The organism is Puia sp. P3, assembly GCF_050632245.1.
GTDB lineage: Bacteria > Bacteroidota > Bacteroidia > Chitinophagales > Chitinophagaceae > Puia.
Genome location: NZ_CP192583.1, coordinates 717,457 through 732,000, shown reverse-complemented (window position 1 = coordinate 732,000; position 14,544 = coordinate 717,457). Strand labels below are relative to the sequence as shown.

Below are 14,544 nucleotides of genomic sequence, written 5' to 3'. Positions count from 1 at the left end.
CAATGCCATGCTCATACTTAGCTATAAAAACTGTGAAATAGTTGAATGGGAACCCAAGGTGAAGGAATGTTGTGAAAAAAGAAACCAGGGGAAGCCCGATGAACCACCTCCTCCGACGGGCGACTGCTGCTATGACGGCTGGATGGAAGAATACAACGAGGTCACCGCGCAGCTGAACGCCGCCGACAAGGAAGTGGCGTCCGTCACCGGGCATCTCAATTATATAAAGACCCAGCGCGATTTCTGGGGCGTGTGGTACGAAGAGCTCACGAAGATCGACGACTCCGCCCGCAAGATCTGCCACCAGCTGGAGATCCTCATCCATCATCTCCACCGCATCGAGAAGAATTCGAGGCTGACGGTAAAGTCGATACAGATACTTTACTGTATGATCCGGGACTTCTATATGCAGCTGGACCTGCTGAAGAGAAAGTACGACGCGCTCATCGCCTGTATCCAGTGTATCAATAATCCCGCGCTGCCCGCAGGACAGGGGATCCGCCTCGTCATCGAAGACTACGGAAAGAAGCTGGACGCCCTCATCGCCACGCGCGACGGGCTGCTCGACGCCTTTATCGCCGTCATCGACCTGGCCAACCGGCTCGACAAGAACCTCGGCCACCATTTCGGTCTCCATACGGTGCTGCAGGAATGGAAGAAAGCCTTCCACTGCGAGGAGCATTGCTATGGCGGACGGGTAGAGAAGGAGCACCGTCACCGCCATCACCACGTACAGGGCGAGGGCCAGATCGAGGACATCGGTCTCACGCCGATGCTCCAGTTCCCCATCTGCGACAGCGAGTACTACGACGAGATCTCGGATATCTTCGACGAAGACAGCGAACTCGTGGACGAGCTGAATACGCAGCTGCTCGAGGTGACCAAGGAACGCGACAAGTTCAAAGCCTGGAAGGACGGACTGGACGCCGTCATAAAAGCAGTCGATCCGGCAACAAGGTGCGCACCGGCCAAATAAGCAGGAGCCGGCCCGTGGCCAGACAGGAGTTAAACATTCAAATCATCTATTCACGTTTTAAAAATTAATTTATGGCAGACGATCCTAAAAAGAATTATCCCCTCCCGAAATTTCACTTCCAGGTAGAATGGGGGGAAGATCGATTTGGCTTTACCGAAGTGAGCGGCCTCGACTTCGAGACCGAGGTCATCGAGTACCGCGAAGGCAATGCTCCCGTGTATCACAAGACAAAACAGCCGGGTCTCACCAAGTACGCCAATATTTCGCTGAAGAGGGGTACGTTCCTCGGCGACTTCAAGTTCTTCGAATTGTGGAAGAAGACGATGATGTTCCAGGAAGGCGCAGCCCAGTACAGAAGGGATATCACGATCAAGCTGCTGGACGAAGAGCACAAGCCCATCATCACCTGGGCCCTGACCAAGGCCTGGCCGTCGAAGGTGCAGTCTACCAATCTGAAGGCGGACGCCAACGAGGTCGCTATCGAGTCGATGGATCTGGTGCATGAAGGCCTGAGGATCGTGGAGGCACAGTAATAAAAAATACCCCATGGCTGACACTATTTATCAGAATGTCAATTTCCACTTCCGCGTGAATTTCACGCTGTCTACGGCCAAATCCGTGGACGTCGGTTTCCAGTCCGTCACGGGGCTGGACTCGACGATCGATACGGAGACGATCCGCGAGGGTGGAGAGAACAGATTTGAGCACGTCCTGCCCACGCGGAGAAAATACGGGCCCCTGATCCTGAAGAGAGGGTTGCTGGGCCCCGACAGCTCGGGCGTGACGACGTGGCTGAAACAGACATTCGATGAGGAAAAATACCAGCCGTTGGCAACGGTCAACATCTATCTGCTGGGCGAGACGCACAAGCCGATACTCCACTGGACCATCAATAATGTATGGCCCCGCAGCTGGAAGATCGGCGAGCTCAACGCCGAGCGCGGAGAGGTGTTGCTGGAGACGCTGGAGTTAAATTACAATCGTTTGATCTTTGCAGAAAAAGGATAGACTATGCCGGTAGAGATAAGAGAATTGGTTATCAGGGCTACCGTCACCGAAGACGGCAAATCGGGCAGCCCGGCGCCGGCCGCCGGCTCGGGGGATGTTCAGTCCCCGGAGCAAATCGTCAAACTGTGCGTCGACAGGATACTGGAAATTTTAAAAGAAAAAAATGGGCGATAGGAAAAATCTGGAAAAACTTCGCATCCGGTCATTCAAGGACCGACAGTTCAAGCAGGAGCTGACCACCCTTATGTTCGTCGCCCCCATCAATCCGGAGACGTTCACCAGGAATTTTAAGGTGAGCGTCGACAAGCAGCAGGCGCACGGCAACGAGGGCACGGAGATCCGCTACAGGAGTACCGCTCCGGAAGAGCTGAAGCTGGACTTCGTCCTCGACGGCACGAATACGATGGAGGGTTATTCGAATTTTCCCGCGGGTTACACCGCCAGGCCGGTCACGCTGCGAGCGCAGGACTTCCTGAAGTGCTGCTATGACATGAACGGTCCGATCCACCGGCCCAATTTCCTGATCGTGATGTGGGGGTCGGAGATCAATTTCCGCTGTGTGCTGTCCAACGTGGATATCAATTACACGCTGTTCGAGCCGGACGGGAGTCCTCTCCGGGCGAAGATCAGTGCGACTTTTCTGCACCACAAGTCCAGGGAGGAGATACTGGCGGAGGCCAAACCCACTTCGCCCGACCTGACGCACTATCAGAAGGTGAAGCAGGGCGACAGACTGGACAACCTGAGCTTCTCCGTGTATGACGATCCGGGATTCCTTACCGAACTGGCCGGTTACAACGGGCTGACGACGATAAGAAAGCTGAAAGCCGGTGTTCAGCTATCTCTTCCACCATTGATAAAGCTAAGTCCCAATGGATGATCTGTTAATACCCAATCCTTCGAAGCACGACGTCGTCACCTTTTCGATACAGGTAGACGGCCAGACGATCGATGCCACCTACCAGATAATGAGCATCAGCATCATGAAGGAGGTGAACAGGATACCGACGGCCCGTATCATCGTCAGGGACGGGGACGCCGCGCAGCGGAAATTCGAGGTGAGTGACTCCGGTAGTTTTATTCCCGGGAAGAAGATTGTCGTCAGGATCGGATTCGACGGGCAGAACGGTCAGGCCTTCAAAGGGGTCATCACGCGCCAGTCGGTGTGCATCCAGGAGAGCGGCAATACGCACCTGACCATCGAATGCCGCGACGAGGCGGTAAGGATGACGCTTGGGAGGCATAGCCGCTACTTCCAGAACAAAAAGGACAGCGAACTCTTTGACGATATCATTGCCCGCTATCCGGGAATCAGCGGTGACCTGAAAACGACGAAGCTGACGCACAAGCAGATAGTCCAGCACCACGTCTCGGACTGGGATTTTCTGCTATTGCGCGCGGAGGCTAACGGCATGCTGGTGAACGTACAGGACGGGACGATAAAGATCGGTCCACCCGACACGACGACGAGTCCGGTGGTCAATGTCGCCTATGGCTATTCGATCATGGAGTTCGAGGCGGATATGGACGCTCGCGAGCAGTGGAAGAAGGTCGAGGCGCATTCGTGGGACTATGCGGGTCAGCAGCTGTTCAACGCGGATACGACCGAGGCCTCCGCCTTTAAGCAGCCGGGTAATATCGCTGGCAGCGACCTCGCGGGGGCAGTCAGCCCCGACTCTTACGAAATGCACCACAGCGGCTACCTGCTCGAGCAGGAGCTGCAGGACTGGGTGGACGGGCTGATGCTTCGAAGCCGGCTCGCCAAGACCAGGGGCCGCGTCAGGGTCACGGGCTTTTCGGGTATCAATCCCGGCGATATGGCGAAGCTCGACGGCGTCGGCGACCGGTGGAACGGCAATGTATATGTGACCGCCGTCAGACAGGACGTGACGCAGGGCTCCTGGGACACGCAGATACAATTTGGTCTCGATCCCGAACGGTATTCGGAGACCTACAGGAATATCGACGACAGGCAGGCGGCGGGGCTGATCGGCTCCGTACACGGGCTCCAGGTCGGGGTGGTCGTCCAGCTCGGCAACGATCCGGACGGCGAGTTCCGCATACTGGTGAAGGTGCCGGTCATCGACAACAATGCGCAGGGGCTGTGGACGAGGGTCGCCAGTCTCGACGCGGGCTCCAACAGGGGTGCCTTCTTTATGCCCGAGATCGGGGACGAGGTGATCGTAGGCTTTATCAACGACGACCCCCGTCATGCGGTAATACTGGGTATGCTGCATAGCAGCGCAAAGACGGCGCCGATAACCCCGCCGACGCCAATAATGAAAAAGGTATTACGACGCGCAGTCAGATGCGCGTGCATTTCAACGACCAGACCAGGACCATTACCATCGATACTCCCGCAGGCAACAGCATACAGCTGGACGAGCAGGGGACAAAGATCGAGATCAAGGATCAGAACAGCAATCAGATAACCATGGATACCAGCGGCGTCACGGTCAATAGTCCTATGGATGTGACTATCAAGGCCGGCGCCAATCTTACTATTTCCGCCGGAGCCTCTTTGTCGATCAGCGCCGCGTCTGTCTCCGTAAAGGCTGATGCCGACCTGGACGTCGAAGGGGCCACTGGCGAAACTGGCCGCGCAGGGGATCATGGAGATCAGCGGTTCGATCGTAAAAATAAACTAGCCGACGATGCCATCCGCAGCAAGAATCACCGATATGCATACCTGCCCGTTGTCGAACGGACCGGTACCCCATGTAGGCGGGCCCGTGGTCGGACCCAGCGTCCCCAATGTCCTGATCGGCGGGCTTCCCGCCGCGGTAGTGGGGGATATGCTGGTCTGTGTGGGTCCTCCGGACGTCATTGTCATGGGGTCGACATCTGTGCTGATCGGAGGGCGTCCGGCAGCAAGACAGGGTGATATGACCGCGCACAGCGGGGTCATTGTCGCCGGCCTTCCCACCGTGCAGATCGGGGGATAAATCCCGCGCCGCGAGAGCGGCCGGATAAATATTAAACTTATGCCTGATAACTCATTTCCGTTCCTGGGCACCGGCTGGGCCTTTCCGCCGGTATTTAACTATAAGACAGCGAAGATTGAATTGGTGAGTGGGGTCCAGGACATAGAGCAAAGCCTGAATATTCTTTTGTCCACGTCGCTTGGCGAACGGGTGATGCAACCGGAATATGGCTGCAATCTGGTCAGCCACGTTTTTGACGCGCTCGACGCCTCCGTCATCGGCTATCTGAAGGACAGGGTGCAGACATCGATACTCTTCTACGAGTCGCGTATTTCGGTGGAGAATATCAGCGTGACGCCGGCCGGGTCAGTCGATAACCTGGAAGGCCGCTTTACGATCGCCGTGGAGTATACGATACCCAACGTCAACTCCAGATTCAACTACGTATTCGACTATTATCTCAACGAAGCGGCACAACCTATATGAACTGCAAAGCGCTAATACATCCCTTTCAGTACGATACCGGTACGAGCCAGAGCCAGCGGATCATGGACGATCTGCTGGAGGGCCCCGCACAACTGGACGGCCGTACCATCGCGGATATGCTCGGATATTTCGTAAAGTTCTCGCGGCAGATCAACTTCTATGACGAAGACCTCAGCATAAAGAACTGGCAGCCCTTTTTCCGGGACAGCCTTCCCTTTGTCGCGGCCTCGATACTCAACTTCAGGCAGGACGTTTTTACCTCGAAGGTGGCGGCTTATCAGAAAAAATTCCTCCGCCGCCCGACAAAAGCGGGGCTCGACATTCTGGTCAACTATGTCTATAATACGGTGCTCAGCCCGCTGAACGGCTGGGACAGCCAGTTCAACGACACGGGGCTGCCGATCGAGAACGTGCTCGACGGTCTGATCAAGAAGAATCTGCCGAATGCCATCCGGACGCTGGTCATTAATATCAACTCCGGGGTAAAATGTTTTCGAATACGGCCGGTGGGATTCTCCAGCTTTACCGCCACATGGGGTCTGACGCCGGACGACCTGACGGCGACGCTGACCTCCGACCAATTTCAGGCGCTGGGGCGTACGCGGAGGGACCGGCTGATCGCGCTATACAACGCTATCCTCGGCGGCATGACGCCTTTTCTCAAGGCGATCAACAGTAGCACGGGCGCCGCCTCGCTGAGCCTTCAGCAGAGTTTCGAGGGCCTGCGCGACGACCTGAAGCAGCGGCACCAGCCCCATCTCGCGCTGATCTTCGCCTTTTTAAATCTTTTCCGGCATCTTCAGGACAGCCTCAACGGATTCACAAAGAACCACCTGGACTTTTTCTACCGGCAGGTGCTGGCCCTGCAGCCGAAGGGGGCGACTCCGGACAAGGCGCATATCGTCCTGACGATCCAGAAGCAGCTGTCGGAATACCGGGTTGCCAAAGGGGTCAATGTGAAGGGACCGAAAGACGCCAACAAGGCGGATATCCTCTTCGCACTGGACGACGAGATCGTCGTCAATCAGGCGCAGGTCACCGATCTGCGCACGCTGTATGTCAACGACCAGGCCGTACTGGACCAGAGCTATGTTCAGGGAGTCTATATGGCGCCGAACGCCACGAAGGCCGACGGGATCGACAAGGATTTCAAGACCGACGACCCCGGCAGCTGGCCTACGCTGGGAGACCGGTACAGCAAGTATACCGATCCGGACCGGCTGTTGCGCGCCTATCCGAATGCGCGTCTGGCTTTTGTACTTGCTTCGCCCGTCTTGTTACTGAACGAGGGGCTCAGGACGATAACGGTCACGTTCAATTGCAGGGTCTCGCCGATCTTCAATTTGTCGGCGATCTATCAGGCGGTGGCCGACTCCTTTGCAAAGACGTATTACTACCTCAATCAGGACCTGATCAAACAGGCCGTCAAGGCCGGTGTCGATCCTGCGACGGAAGCCCAGCTGAGGGCCCTGCTGCCATCCACCCAGTATGAGGTGACGGTGGATTCGTCGCGGTGGCCCGCGTTCAGTGCGGCGGTGCTGGCGAGTCTTTATCCTTTTTCCCGCCACAGCGTAGTCTGCTGGTTGGGCTTAGCGGCGCCAAAGACTGGATCACGCCGAAGGCGCTGCCTACCCTGACGCCCGGCGGTCTGGCAGACGGGGTCTTCACGCTGACTGTATCCGTCACCCTTGATCCCGAAGAGCCGGCCGTCACGTTCTACAATAAGGATGCCCTGAAAGAGGATATCAATACCACCAACCCCGCCGCGCGCATAAGCCTAAACGATAAGGTAAAGGTCTATCTCGACCCGCCAAACGCCTCGGACGCCGGCTGCTGTCTGCGGCCGCCTTCGACGGAGCAAACGGAAGTCTCCCTGTATCATTTCTTCCGGAATGTTACGATCACCGACACCCATATCGACGTGAGCGCCTGCGGTATCAGGAAATTCGTGGTACAGAACGACGAGAGCCTTCAGGACGTCAACAAGCCGATATATCCTTTCGGCACACGGCCTACGATCATAGATTTTGATATCGTGACAGAGCCGCAGCTGCCGGCGCCTCCCCCCTCCGCCGGGGGTCGAAGCTCCTCCCCCACCGCCCCCGAAAAATCTGATCGGGCCCAATTTCTATATCGGCAGCCAGGAGATCTTCTGTAAGAAATGGACTTCCGTAAATATCAATCTCAACTGGAAGGACAAGCCTTCCAGCTTCAACGAATACTACCGGGCTTATTGGGTAGACCCCAATGACCACGGCCACTACGGGCTCGACGCCGACGGGTTTCACGTCAACGTGGCAGCGCTGCAGAGACAGGGCTGGCTGCCCGAGTCGGCCGATCGGCGGCTTTTCGACAACAGCGCGGTGCAGCTGGGCTGTCCGCCGGCCGGATACCAGCAGACCATCGGGGTCAGCAGCGGTGGATTTCCGGGGCTCACGCCAGGGTTTCATATCGATCCCGCCACGCCGTTGACCAAATACGAAGCGGCGACCATGTATGGCTTTCTGAAGGTGAACCTGCGCAACCAGGACTTTTTACAGAAGGACTATGCATACGTGCTGGCGCGGCAGATGATGGCGCTGAGCAAGCTGTCGGGAAAGAGCGACGGCAATAACGACGAGCTGCGACTCGAGAACGCCGTCTATTATGACAAGACCGGCGAGCCGATCGTCTTCAGCAGCAATGCCATCCGGTCGAGCGTCAACGATATCGGCGCGACGATCGACGATATTCACCAGCGACTGATGACCGATATCCTGCCCAATGTCGACGTCACGCCCGGTACCGGCATCGGTCCGAATACGGCGGACGATATTCGCCACGGACTGTACACGCCGGGGCCGGGAAGCGATTTCCGGGCAGAGGTCGAGAAGATACAGGCGGATGTCGCGAGCGGACAGAAGATCATCGACGGCACCGACCAGAAGCAGGCCATCATCCCCAACGAGCCATGGACGCCGATCATTCAGGGGATCTCGCTGGACTATTCGGCGACGGCCGCGGCGACGGATGTCGATCTGATCCATCTCTATCCTTTTGCCGGCACGTATAAAAAGAAGAGTTGTCGCAGTCGCCCGCCCTCTTCCCGGCCTTCTTTGACGAAGGGACGCTGTTCCTGGGTATGAACGGACTCATCCCCGGCAGCGATGTCAACGTGCTCTTCCAGCTGGCGGAGGCGACCTCCGATACGGAAGAGGACCCTGTACCCGTCGAATGGAGCTATCTCGGGCACAATGTCTGGAAGCCGCTGCGGAAGGGATTCGAAGTGCTGGACGACGCTACGGACGAGCTCTCTGCTTCGGGGATCATCAAGTTTGCGATACCCGACAATATAACCAACGACAATACGGTGATGCCGGCCGGTCACTGGTGGATAAAGGCTGCTATCGCCGGCAACAGCAAGATCGTCGCCGAGACCTTCCAGGTCTTTACGCAGGCGATACGCGCCACGTTCGCGGATGCGCCGGGCGACGACGAAGCGAGGTTGTCTGTACCGCTGGCCGCCGGCGCGCTAAAGGGGCTGGAGGTCGCCGATGCGAATGTGAAGAAGGTCGACCAGCCATACGATTCCTTTGGAGGCAGGGTGCCGGAGACGGACGGCTATTTTTATGTCCGCGTCAGTGAGACGCTGCGGCACAAGGGCCGGGCGATCCAGCGTTGCGATTATGAAAGAATAGCGCTGGATTCATTCCCGCAGCTGTTCAAGGCCAAGTGCATCAACCATAGCATCGGGCTGAATGCGCACAAATACGCCAACGACTATCCGATGGCTCCGGGATATGTGCTGATGGCCGTCATTCCGGACCTGAACCAACTGAAGGCGGCTGCGAGCTTTGAGCCGCGTGCGCCGCTGAGTCTGCTGGAGCAGCTCGAACAGAAGATGCAGGAAGTGACCTCGCCCTTTGTCCGGTTCCGCGCGATGAATCCAAGGTACGAGAAGGTGGATTTTGTGTTGCAGGTAAAGCTCATTCGCGGGAAGGGCCCGGTCTTTTATCAACAGAAGCTCAGCGACGATATACGGGAGTTCATGGCGCCGTGGGCGGTGGGAGAATTTGACAAACTCCGGTTTGGCCAGGTAGTCAACCGGTCGGACGTGATCCGATTTTTAGAGACCCGGGACTATCTCGACTATGTTCTCGACTGGAAGTGGAGGCATGAGGAGGATGAGGTTGTGCTGACGCCTTCCGACCAGGCCGAGGTCTTCCCGATGACGCCGCGCTCGATACTGATAGCGGGTAATATTGATATAACGATCGTCCAGGACGATTGCCCGAAATGGGGCGGAAAAATTTAATCAAATGACTACCTATCTTGATTTCAACGACCTCCGCAATGAAGGGATCACCCATCTGGGAAATTTGACGGGGAAACTCTGGACCGACTATAATGTTCACGATCCTGGTATTACGATACTGGAGGCTTTGTGTTATGCCTTGCTGGACCTCGACTACAGGACGAAGTTGCCGGCGGCCGATATCTTTGCACGCCATCCGGCGGCGGCCGGGGCCGGCGCAGCTGACGACAATTTCTATTCACCGGCACAGATACTCGCGTGCAATCCGCTGACCATCGTCGACTACCGCAAGTTATTGTCCGATATCGACGGCGTCCGCAACGCCTGGCTGGAAGTGGCGCTGGACCAGCCGGACAATTGCCTGCCGGAGGGCAGGAAGCCGGGTCACCTGAATGGGCTCTATCACGTCCTCGTCGAGCTGGAAGACGGCGTGGATCAGACGGCGGTCGTCGCGGCGGTAAAGGACGCGATGCGCGAGCACCGCAATCTCTGCGAGGATCTGGCTGATGTTATAGTCCTGGGGAAACTGGAGCTCGGGGTTTATGCCATCGTTGAGCTCGGGACAGAAGCGGATGTTGCACAGGTCTATCTGGACATGATGGCGGCGCTGGGGGCCTTCCTCTCGCCTTCGCCGCATTTTTATACGCTGCAGGAGCTGCTGGACAAGGGCAGGCCGATCGACGCGATCTTTGCGGGTCGTCCGTATGCTACCAGCGTGAGCCATGGCTTTCTCGACACCGATGAGTTGCAGCAGATCCAGCTGAAAAAGGAGATCCATCTTTCCGATATGTATAAAGCGCTGTTCGGGGTTACCGGTATCACAACTATCCGCGACCTGCAGTGGAAGCCCTGCGGCAGCCCGGCCCGTGCCGGATGGAAGTTCAATATTCCCGAGAACAGTGTGGTGGATTTTACAGTGGGGTGCTGCAGTCTGCAGTTCATGCGCAACGGCAAGCCGGTGCCTTTCGACCCGACGCAGTATGAAGCCCTGCTGGCGGCTGGGGCGAAGAAGAATATGTTTAATTCTTTGCTGCCCAATCTGGACCTGCCCTTCCCCAAAGGCAATTACCGGCCGGACCTGGGCGACTACTATTCCATACAGAACGATTTTCCATACGCGTACGGCATCAGCAGGGAAGGTGTTCCGGCAGATGCGCCTAAGGCGAGACAGGCGTGGGCGCTTCAGCTGAAAGGCTTTTTGCTGTTCTTTGACCAGCTTGCTGGCGGACTACCTGGCGCAGCTGGCGAATATACGCGAGCTTTTTTCGATGGGCCGCGGAGGGGGATCGAGCTATTTTTTGAATTTTCTGGACAATGGGGATGATCCGGATGGACCGAATTATGTCCCGGATGTCCGGAAGTTATGGGGGAATTATGTGGCCGGCGATCTGGCGGGGTTGCTGGGCCCGGCTGGAACGACACTTGTATTTCCCGCGGCGCCGGGGCCGGCGGGTACTCCGGGGCAGGCTGTCGCGCCGGCCGATATTGCGGCTCTGGACTTCACCAACTGGAGCGATATGCGGGACGCGATCGCGATACTGAAGTCCGATCTTTTGGAGGACCGGAGTTCCGTCAATGTATTACAGTATCAGGAATGTTTTTACTATACTATTACGACGTCCTCCACGGACATGGTGCTCGTAAGTAAAAGAACTTTCGCGAACGCGGGAGACGCGCAGAAACACGCGGCCTATGTGGTGGGCAACGGAATGGGGGATTCGCTTTACTCCCTGTTCAGCATTGCGGGGGACAAATTTACGTTCACGGTCGACTACAAGACCGTCGATCTTCAGACCGTCCTGCGGGGCGAGCTGGAGGAGCCGGCGCTGTATCACAAACGCCGCAAGTATTTTCTGGACCATCTGCTGTCACGGTTTGCAGAGCGATTTACAGATTACGCGCTGCTGCAGTTCAGGCCGGGGGATATTAACGCCGCCGAAGAGCGCTACCTGTCCGACTATGCCGTCCTCAGCAGCACGCGCGGGCAGGCCGATGGATTCGGGAAGAAATGGAAGGGGCTGATCGGCGCGCCTATCGAAAGCCGTCATAGCCTTTGCAATTTTATCGTCAGCAAGACCGATCCCCAGTATAGCTATTCGCTGAAGATCGGGGGCAAGACCTTTTTAGCCCGCCTGAAAGATTCGCATCGGAAGACGCGGCGCGTCAGGCTGCCGCGGCGTTGCTGAAGCAGATGGCCGACCGGTCCAATTATTCGGTCGCCGCGGATGGAACGATCACCGTAGGGAACGCCATACTCGCCGACAAATATCCGACCGAGGAATATGCCAATACGATCGCGGACAGACTGTCTGCGCTGTTCGGGCAGCGGCCTTCGCCGCGCGACGTTTTCGCCAGCGCTTTTGCCCAGACGACGCGGCTCGTCGACTACTCCAAACGCAGCACCGCCCGCACGGCGGATACGCTCACCAGGAATACGCTGGCAACCGACACCGAACAATATATCGACCAGGACGCGTTCAGGATCGATATCAACGACACGATAGCCGACAAGCCGGGGCGGGTCGACTACTCTCTGCAGCCGGTGGCTAATGGTCAGGCGGTCGCGAACGGCCAGCCGGCCCCCAACGGATACAAATTCCAGGCGGCCGACGACTATGACACGCGGGACGCGGCGATGGCCGGCGCGAAAGAGCTGATCTTACTACTCACGGTACCGGCTAACTATTATGTCGAGGAGGGGGTAGCCGGGACCTGCACGATCTGGATCACGAATGCAGGACGCAAGGTGGCGGGATATGCAACCGGGCAGCCCCAGGCGGAGTCGGCCGCGCTGGCCTCGAAGATCCAGGACCAGGTACGCCGGCAACTCTATACAGTACAGACCGGCAGCGAGCCTTCGCGATGGAAATTCCATTTCTATCTGGGCTTTGAGGACGCCGGCAGGGTCACCCTCGACAGCAAGGCGGACTATGAGAGTTCGGCCGCGGCCATGGACGCGCTGCGCGCGCTGTGGAGCAAGCCGGAGGACCTCGCCAGTGTGGTGGAGGTGGGGACGTCGGACGTTTCGGGGTTAAAACTATATCAGGATATACAGAAAGCCGTGGGCTCAGAAAACCCGGCGGATTATACGGAGATCCGGATGGACCCGGTCAGCCAGCAGGGGCAATACTCCTGGCTCTGCACGGACGTCGACCAGCGCGTTGCCTTCTGCACGCAGGACTATCCCGACCAGGCCAGCGCCGATGCCGCCAAAGAACGGCTCTCCGACCTGATCACGCAGGGGATCAAATATCTCGAGGTCTGTGTAGACGGCAGGATCACCCGAAAAAGAAGGGACCCGGTGACGGGCGTCTTCGGCTATCACTGGCAGATAAAGAGTCATAATTATTACTATTCTTCCGGCCGACAGCTGATACTGTTCGAAAGCGTAAAAGGCTATCCTTCGGAGGATGAAGCCAAACAGGCGTTTACCGCGGCCTATCTCATGTTGCTCGAGGGCGCAGGGCTTGAGAGCAATTACGGTCCGCTGATCAGTCTTACGGAGGTCTTCAGCAATAATCCTCCTCCCGACGGCCCGCTGGTCTATATCCCGAAAGAAACAAAGGTCTCGCTGGGCGGCGCGGACGCGGACGTGATCGCCAGACTCGTCGCGATGACGGGGGCTTATCCGATAAAAAAATCGGGCGATATTTATTACTGCAGTCTCACGATTCCGGATACGACCCCATTTGTACTGAAATGCGCCTGTCAGCACAAGACGATCGCGGAAGCCCAGCTGGACTTTGCGTATCTGATGAGCCTGCTGCGCAATCCGGTGAATCTGTTCACGGAGCTTGCTTCCGGCGCCCCCGTATATCATATTTATGTGGCCGAGGTGCTGGCCCTCAGCGCGGGGCGATTTAAGACGGAAGACGATGCGTGGACGGGGGTGGACGGGTACATTTCGGCGCTTCGCATAGAGGGTACGATTGTGGACTACAGAAAGACAGATTGTTCCAATAGCTTCCTGGTCGTCGGTGGATTGCCGGTACTGAAACATCCTTATACTTATTCCACGCCTGGGCAGCGGGACGCGGCTATCGCGACGCTTATCGGACAGACGGGGACGCAGTCGGTCGTACAGGGTCGTGACGGGCGCTGGTCCATCGCGATCGACCTGACGGATATGCCCGAGGCCTGGATCGGAACGGCGACCTATGACAGCCAGGCCAGCGCGCAGGCGGCGCTCGACGGCGCATTACCCCTGGTGTCTGTCGCCGCGAATTTCCTGCCCGAGTTCGGCTGCGACTGCCGGAGTTTTGGCATATTCCTGCTGGATCCGGGGACGGTCATCGCCGTGCATCCGCAGTCCTATAATGCGCGCGAGGCGGTGGTTGCGGCCGTCTGCCGCATGAAGAAGGCCGTCAATACGGAAGGGCTGCACCTGATAGAACATATTCTGCTGCGTCATAGCGACAAGGCGGACTGCGCCTGTCTCGGCGTCGCCTACTGCGGTGAGCCTCCGGCCTGCAGCTACGACTGGACCCTGCCCGATGCTGACGCAGACCCCTGCGCGCCGGTGGTGAGCCCGACCTTTATACCCGGCAACGATCCGTGGTCCTTTATCGCCACGGTAGTGCTGCCCGCATGGCCGGAGAAATTCTATCCGCCGGACAACAAGCTCGTTCTCGAAAATGCCTTATACAGGGAGGCGCCGGCGCACGTCATGCTGCGGGTACTATGGCTGGACCCGAAGGACTGTCACCAGTTCGAAACAAGATACAAGGGCTGGCTTGCGGGCAACAACGGCTGCGACTTCATACAATACCTTTTCAATACCCGCTGGGACGCGCTGCCTGCCTTCTCCGGGCAGGTGAGTGAGCTGTACTGCTGGCCTCATCCACAAAATCAATAGT

General features: G+C 57.4%; 14 protein-coding genes. All 14 read left to right on the top strand.

Features of this window, described 5'->3' with window-relative positions; translation table 11 throughout:
* Positions 1 to 7: 7 nt before the first annotated feature.
* The 14 genes from ACQ86N_RS04190 (at position 8) to ACQ86N_RS04125 (ending at position 14,543) form a co-directional block, all read left to right on the top strand.
* The gene (locus tag ACQ86N_RS04190) at positions 8 to 976 is read left to right on the top strand and encodes a hypothetical protein (RefSeq protein WP_431214081.1); all 969 of its coding nucleotides are present in this window, start codon (positions 8 to 10) and stop codon (positions 974 to 976) included.
* A gap of 71 nt (positions 977 to 1,047) precedes the next feature.
* Entirely contained in the window at positions 1,048 to 1,509 is a 462-nt protein-coding gene (locus ACQ86N_RS04185; RefSeq protein ID WP_431214080.1) for a phage tail protein, read from the top strand.
* A 13-nt stretch (positions 1,510 to 1,522) separates the two neighbouring features.
* Positions 1,523 to 1,984, top strand: a complete 462-nt coding sequence (locus ACQ86N_RS04180; RefSeq protein ID WP_431214079.1) for a phage tail protein — start codon at positions 1,523 to 1,525, stop codon at positions 1,982 to 1,984.
* A 3-nt stretch (positions 1,985 to 1,987) separates the two neighbouring features.
* Positions 1,988 to 2,158, top strand: a complete 171-nt coding sequence (locus tag ACQ86N_RS04175) for a DUF5908 family protein (RefSeq protein WP_431214078.1) — start codon at positions 1,988 to 1,990, stop codon at positions 2,156 to 2,158.
* Entirely contained in the window at positions 2,148 to 2,864 is a 717-nt protein-coding gene (locus ACQ86N_RS04170; protein ID WP_431214077.1) for a hypothetical protein, read from the top strand. Before ACQ86N_RS04175 ends, ACQ86N_RS04170 begins: the two co-directional genes overlap by 11 nt.
* The gene (gene vgrG / locus ACQ86N_RS04165) at positions 2,857 to 4,416 is read left to right on the top strand and encodes a type VI secretion system tip protein VgrG (protein WP_431214076.1); all 1,560 of its coding nucleotides are present in this window, start codon (positions 2,857 to 2,859) and stop codon (positions 4,414 to 4,416) included. Before ACQ86N_RS04170 ends, vgrG begins: the two co-directional genes overlap by 8 nt.
* Positions 4,417 to 4,638: 222 nt before the next feature.
* Complete coding sequence (locus ACQ86N_RS04160; RefSeq protein WP_431214075.1) at positions 4,639 to 4,929, top strand: PAAR domain-containing protein; 291 nt, start codon at positions 4,639 to 4,641, stop codon at positions 4,927 to 4,929.
* Positions 4,930 to 4,968: 39 nt separating this feature from the next.
* Positions 4,969 to 5,394, top strand: a complete 426-nt coding sequence (locus ACQ86N_RS04155; RefSeq protein WP_431214074.1) for a GPW/gp25 family protein — start codon at positions 4,969 to 4,971, stop codon at positions 5,392 to 5,394.
* Positions 5,391 to 7,031 carry a hypothetical protein gene (locus tag ACQ86N_RS04150; RefSeq protein WP_431214073.1) on the top strand — a complete coding sequence of 547 codons (1,641 nt, stop codon included), beginning with the start codon at positions 5,391 to 5,393 and terminating at the stop codon, positions 7,029 to 7,031. The genes ACQ86N_RS04155 and ACQ86N_RS04150 overlap by 4 nt, the downstream gene beginning before the upstream one ends.
* Before the next feature lie 657 nt (positions 7,032 to 7,688).
* Entirely contained in the window at positions 7,689 to 8,519 is an 831-nt protein-coding gene (locus tag ACQ86N_RS04145) for a hypothetical protein (protein WP_431214072.1), read from the top strand.
* Positions 8,456 to 9,688 (top strand): hypothetical protein, encoded by a 1,233-nt coding sequence (locus ACQ86N_RS04140; RefSeq protein ID WP_431214071.1) that lies wholly within the window; start codon positions 8,456 to 8,458, stop codon positions 9,686 to 9,688. Before ACQ86N_RS04145 ends, ACQ86N_RS04140 begins: the two co-directional genes overlap by 64 nt.
* A 4-nt stretch (positions 9,689 to 9,692) precedes the next feature.
* Positions 9,693 to 11,012 carry a hypothetical protein gene (locus tag ACQ86N_RS04135; protein ID WP_431214070.1) on the top strand — a complete coding sequence of 440 codons (1,320 nt, stop codon included), beginning with the start codon at positions 9,693 to 9,695 and terminating at the stop codon, positions 11,010 to 11,012.
* Positions 10,987 to 11,874 (top strand): hypothetical protein, encoded by an 888-nt coding sequence (locus ACQ86N_RS04130; RefSeq protein WP_431214069.1) that lies wholly within the window; start codon positions 10,987 to 10,989, stop codon positions 11,872 to 11,874. The genes ACQ86N_RS04135 and ACQ86N_RS04130 overlap by 26 nt, the downstream gene beginning before the upstream one ends.
* 5 nt (positions 11,875 to 11,879) lie before the next feature.
* Complete coding sequence (locus tag ACQ86N_RS04125) at positions 11,880 to 14,543, top strand: hypothetical protein (protein WP_431214068.1); 2,664 nt, start codon at positions 11,880 to 11,882, stop codon at positions 14,541 to 14,543.
* The last annotated feature ends 1 nt before the right edge of the window (position 14,544 follow it).

What these genes read in the sequence shown, in the direction of transcription:
- ACQ86N_RS04180 (WP_431214079.1), top strand. Translation starts at nt 1,523, where the DNA reads ATGGCTGACACTATTTATCAGAATGTCAATTTCCACTTCCGCGTGAAT.
- ACQ86N_RS04175 (WP_431214078.1), top strand. Translation starts at nt 1,988, where the DNA reads ATGCCGGTAGAGATAAGAGAATTGGTTATCAGGGCTACCGTCACCGAA.
- ACQ86N_RS04160 (WP_431214075.1), top strand. Translation starts at nt 4,639, where the DNA reads ATGCCATCCGCAGCAAGAATCACCGATATGCATACCTGCCCGTTGTCG.
- ACQ86N_RS04155 (WP_431214074.1), top strand. Translation starts at nt 4,969, where the DNA reads ATGCCTGATAACTCATTTCCGTTCCTGGGCACCGGCTGGGCCTTTCCG.
- ACQ86N_RS04170 (WP_431214077.1), top strand. Translation starts at nt 2,148, where the DNA reads ATGGGCGATAGGAAAAATCTGGAAAAACTTCGCATCCGGTCATTCAAG.
- vgrG (WP_431214076.1), top strand. Translation starts at nt 2,857, where the DNA reads ATGGATGATCTGTTAATACCCAATCCTTCGAAGCACGACGTCGTCACC.
- ACQ86N_RS04185 (WP_431214080.1), top strand. Translation starts at nt 1,048, where the DNA reads ATGGCAGACGATCCTAAAAAGAATTATCCCCTCCCGAAATTTCACTTC.
- ACQ86N_RS04125 (WP_431214068.1), top strand. Translation starts at nt 11,880, where the DNA reads ATGGCCGACCGGTCCAATTATTCGGTCGCCGCGGATGGAACGATCACC.
- ACQ86N_RS04190 (WP_431214081.1), top strand. Translation starts at nt 8, where the DNA reads ATGCTCATACTTAGCTATAAAAACTGTGAAATAGTTGAATGGGAACCC.
- ACQ86N_RS04150 (WP_431214073.1), top strand. Translation starts at nt 5,391, where the DNA reads ATGAACTGCAAAGCGCTAATACATCCCTTTCAGTACGATACCGGTACG.
- ACQ86N_RS04135 (WP_431214070.1), top strand. Translation starts at nt 9,693, where the DNA reads ATGACTACCTATCTTGATTTCAACGACCTCCGCAATGAAGGGATCACC.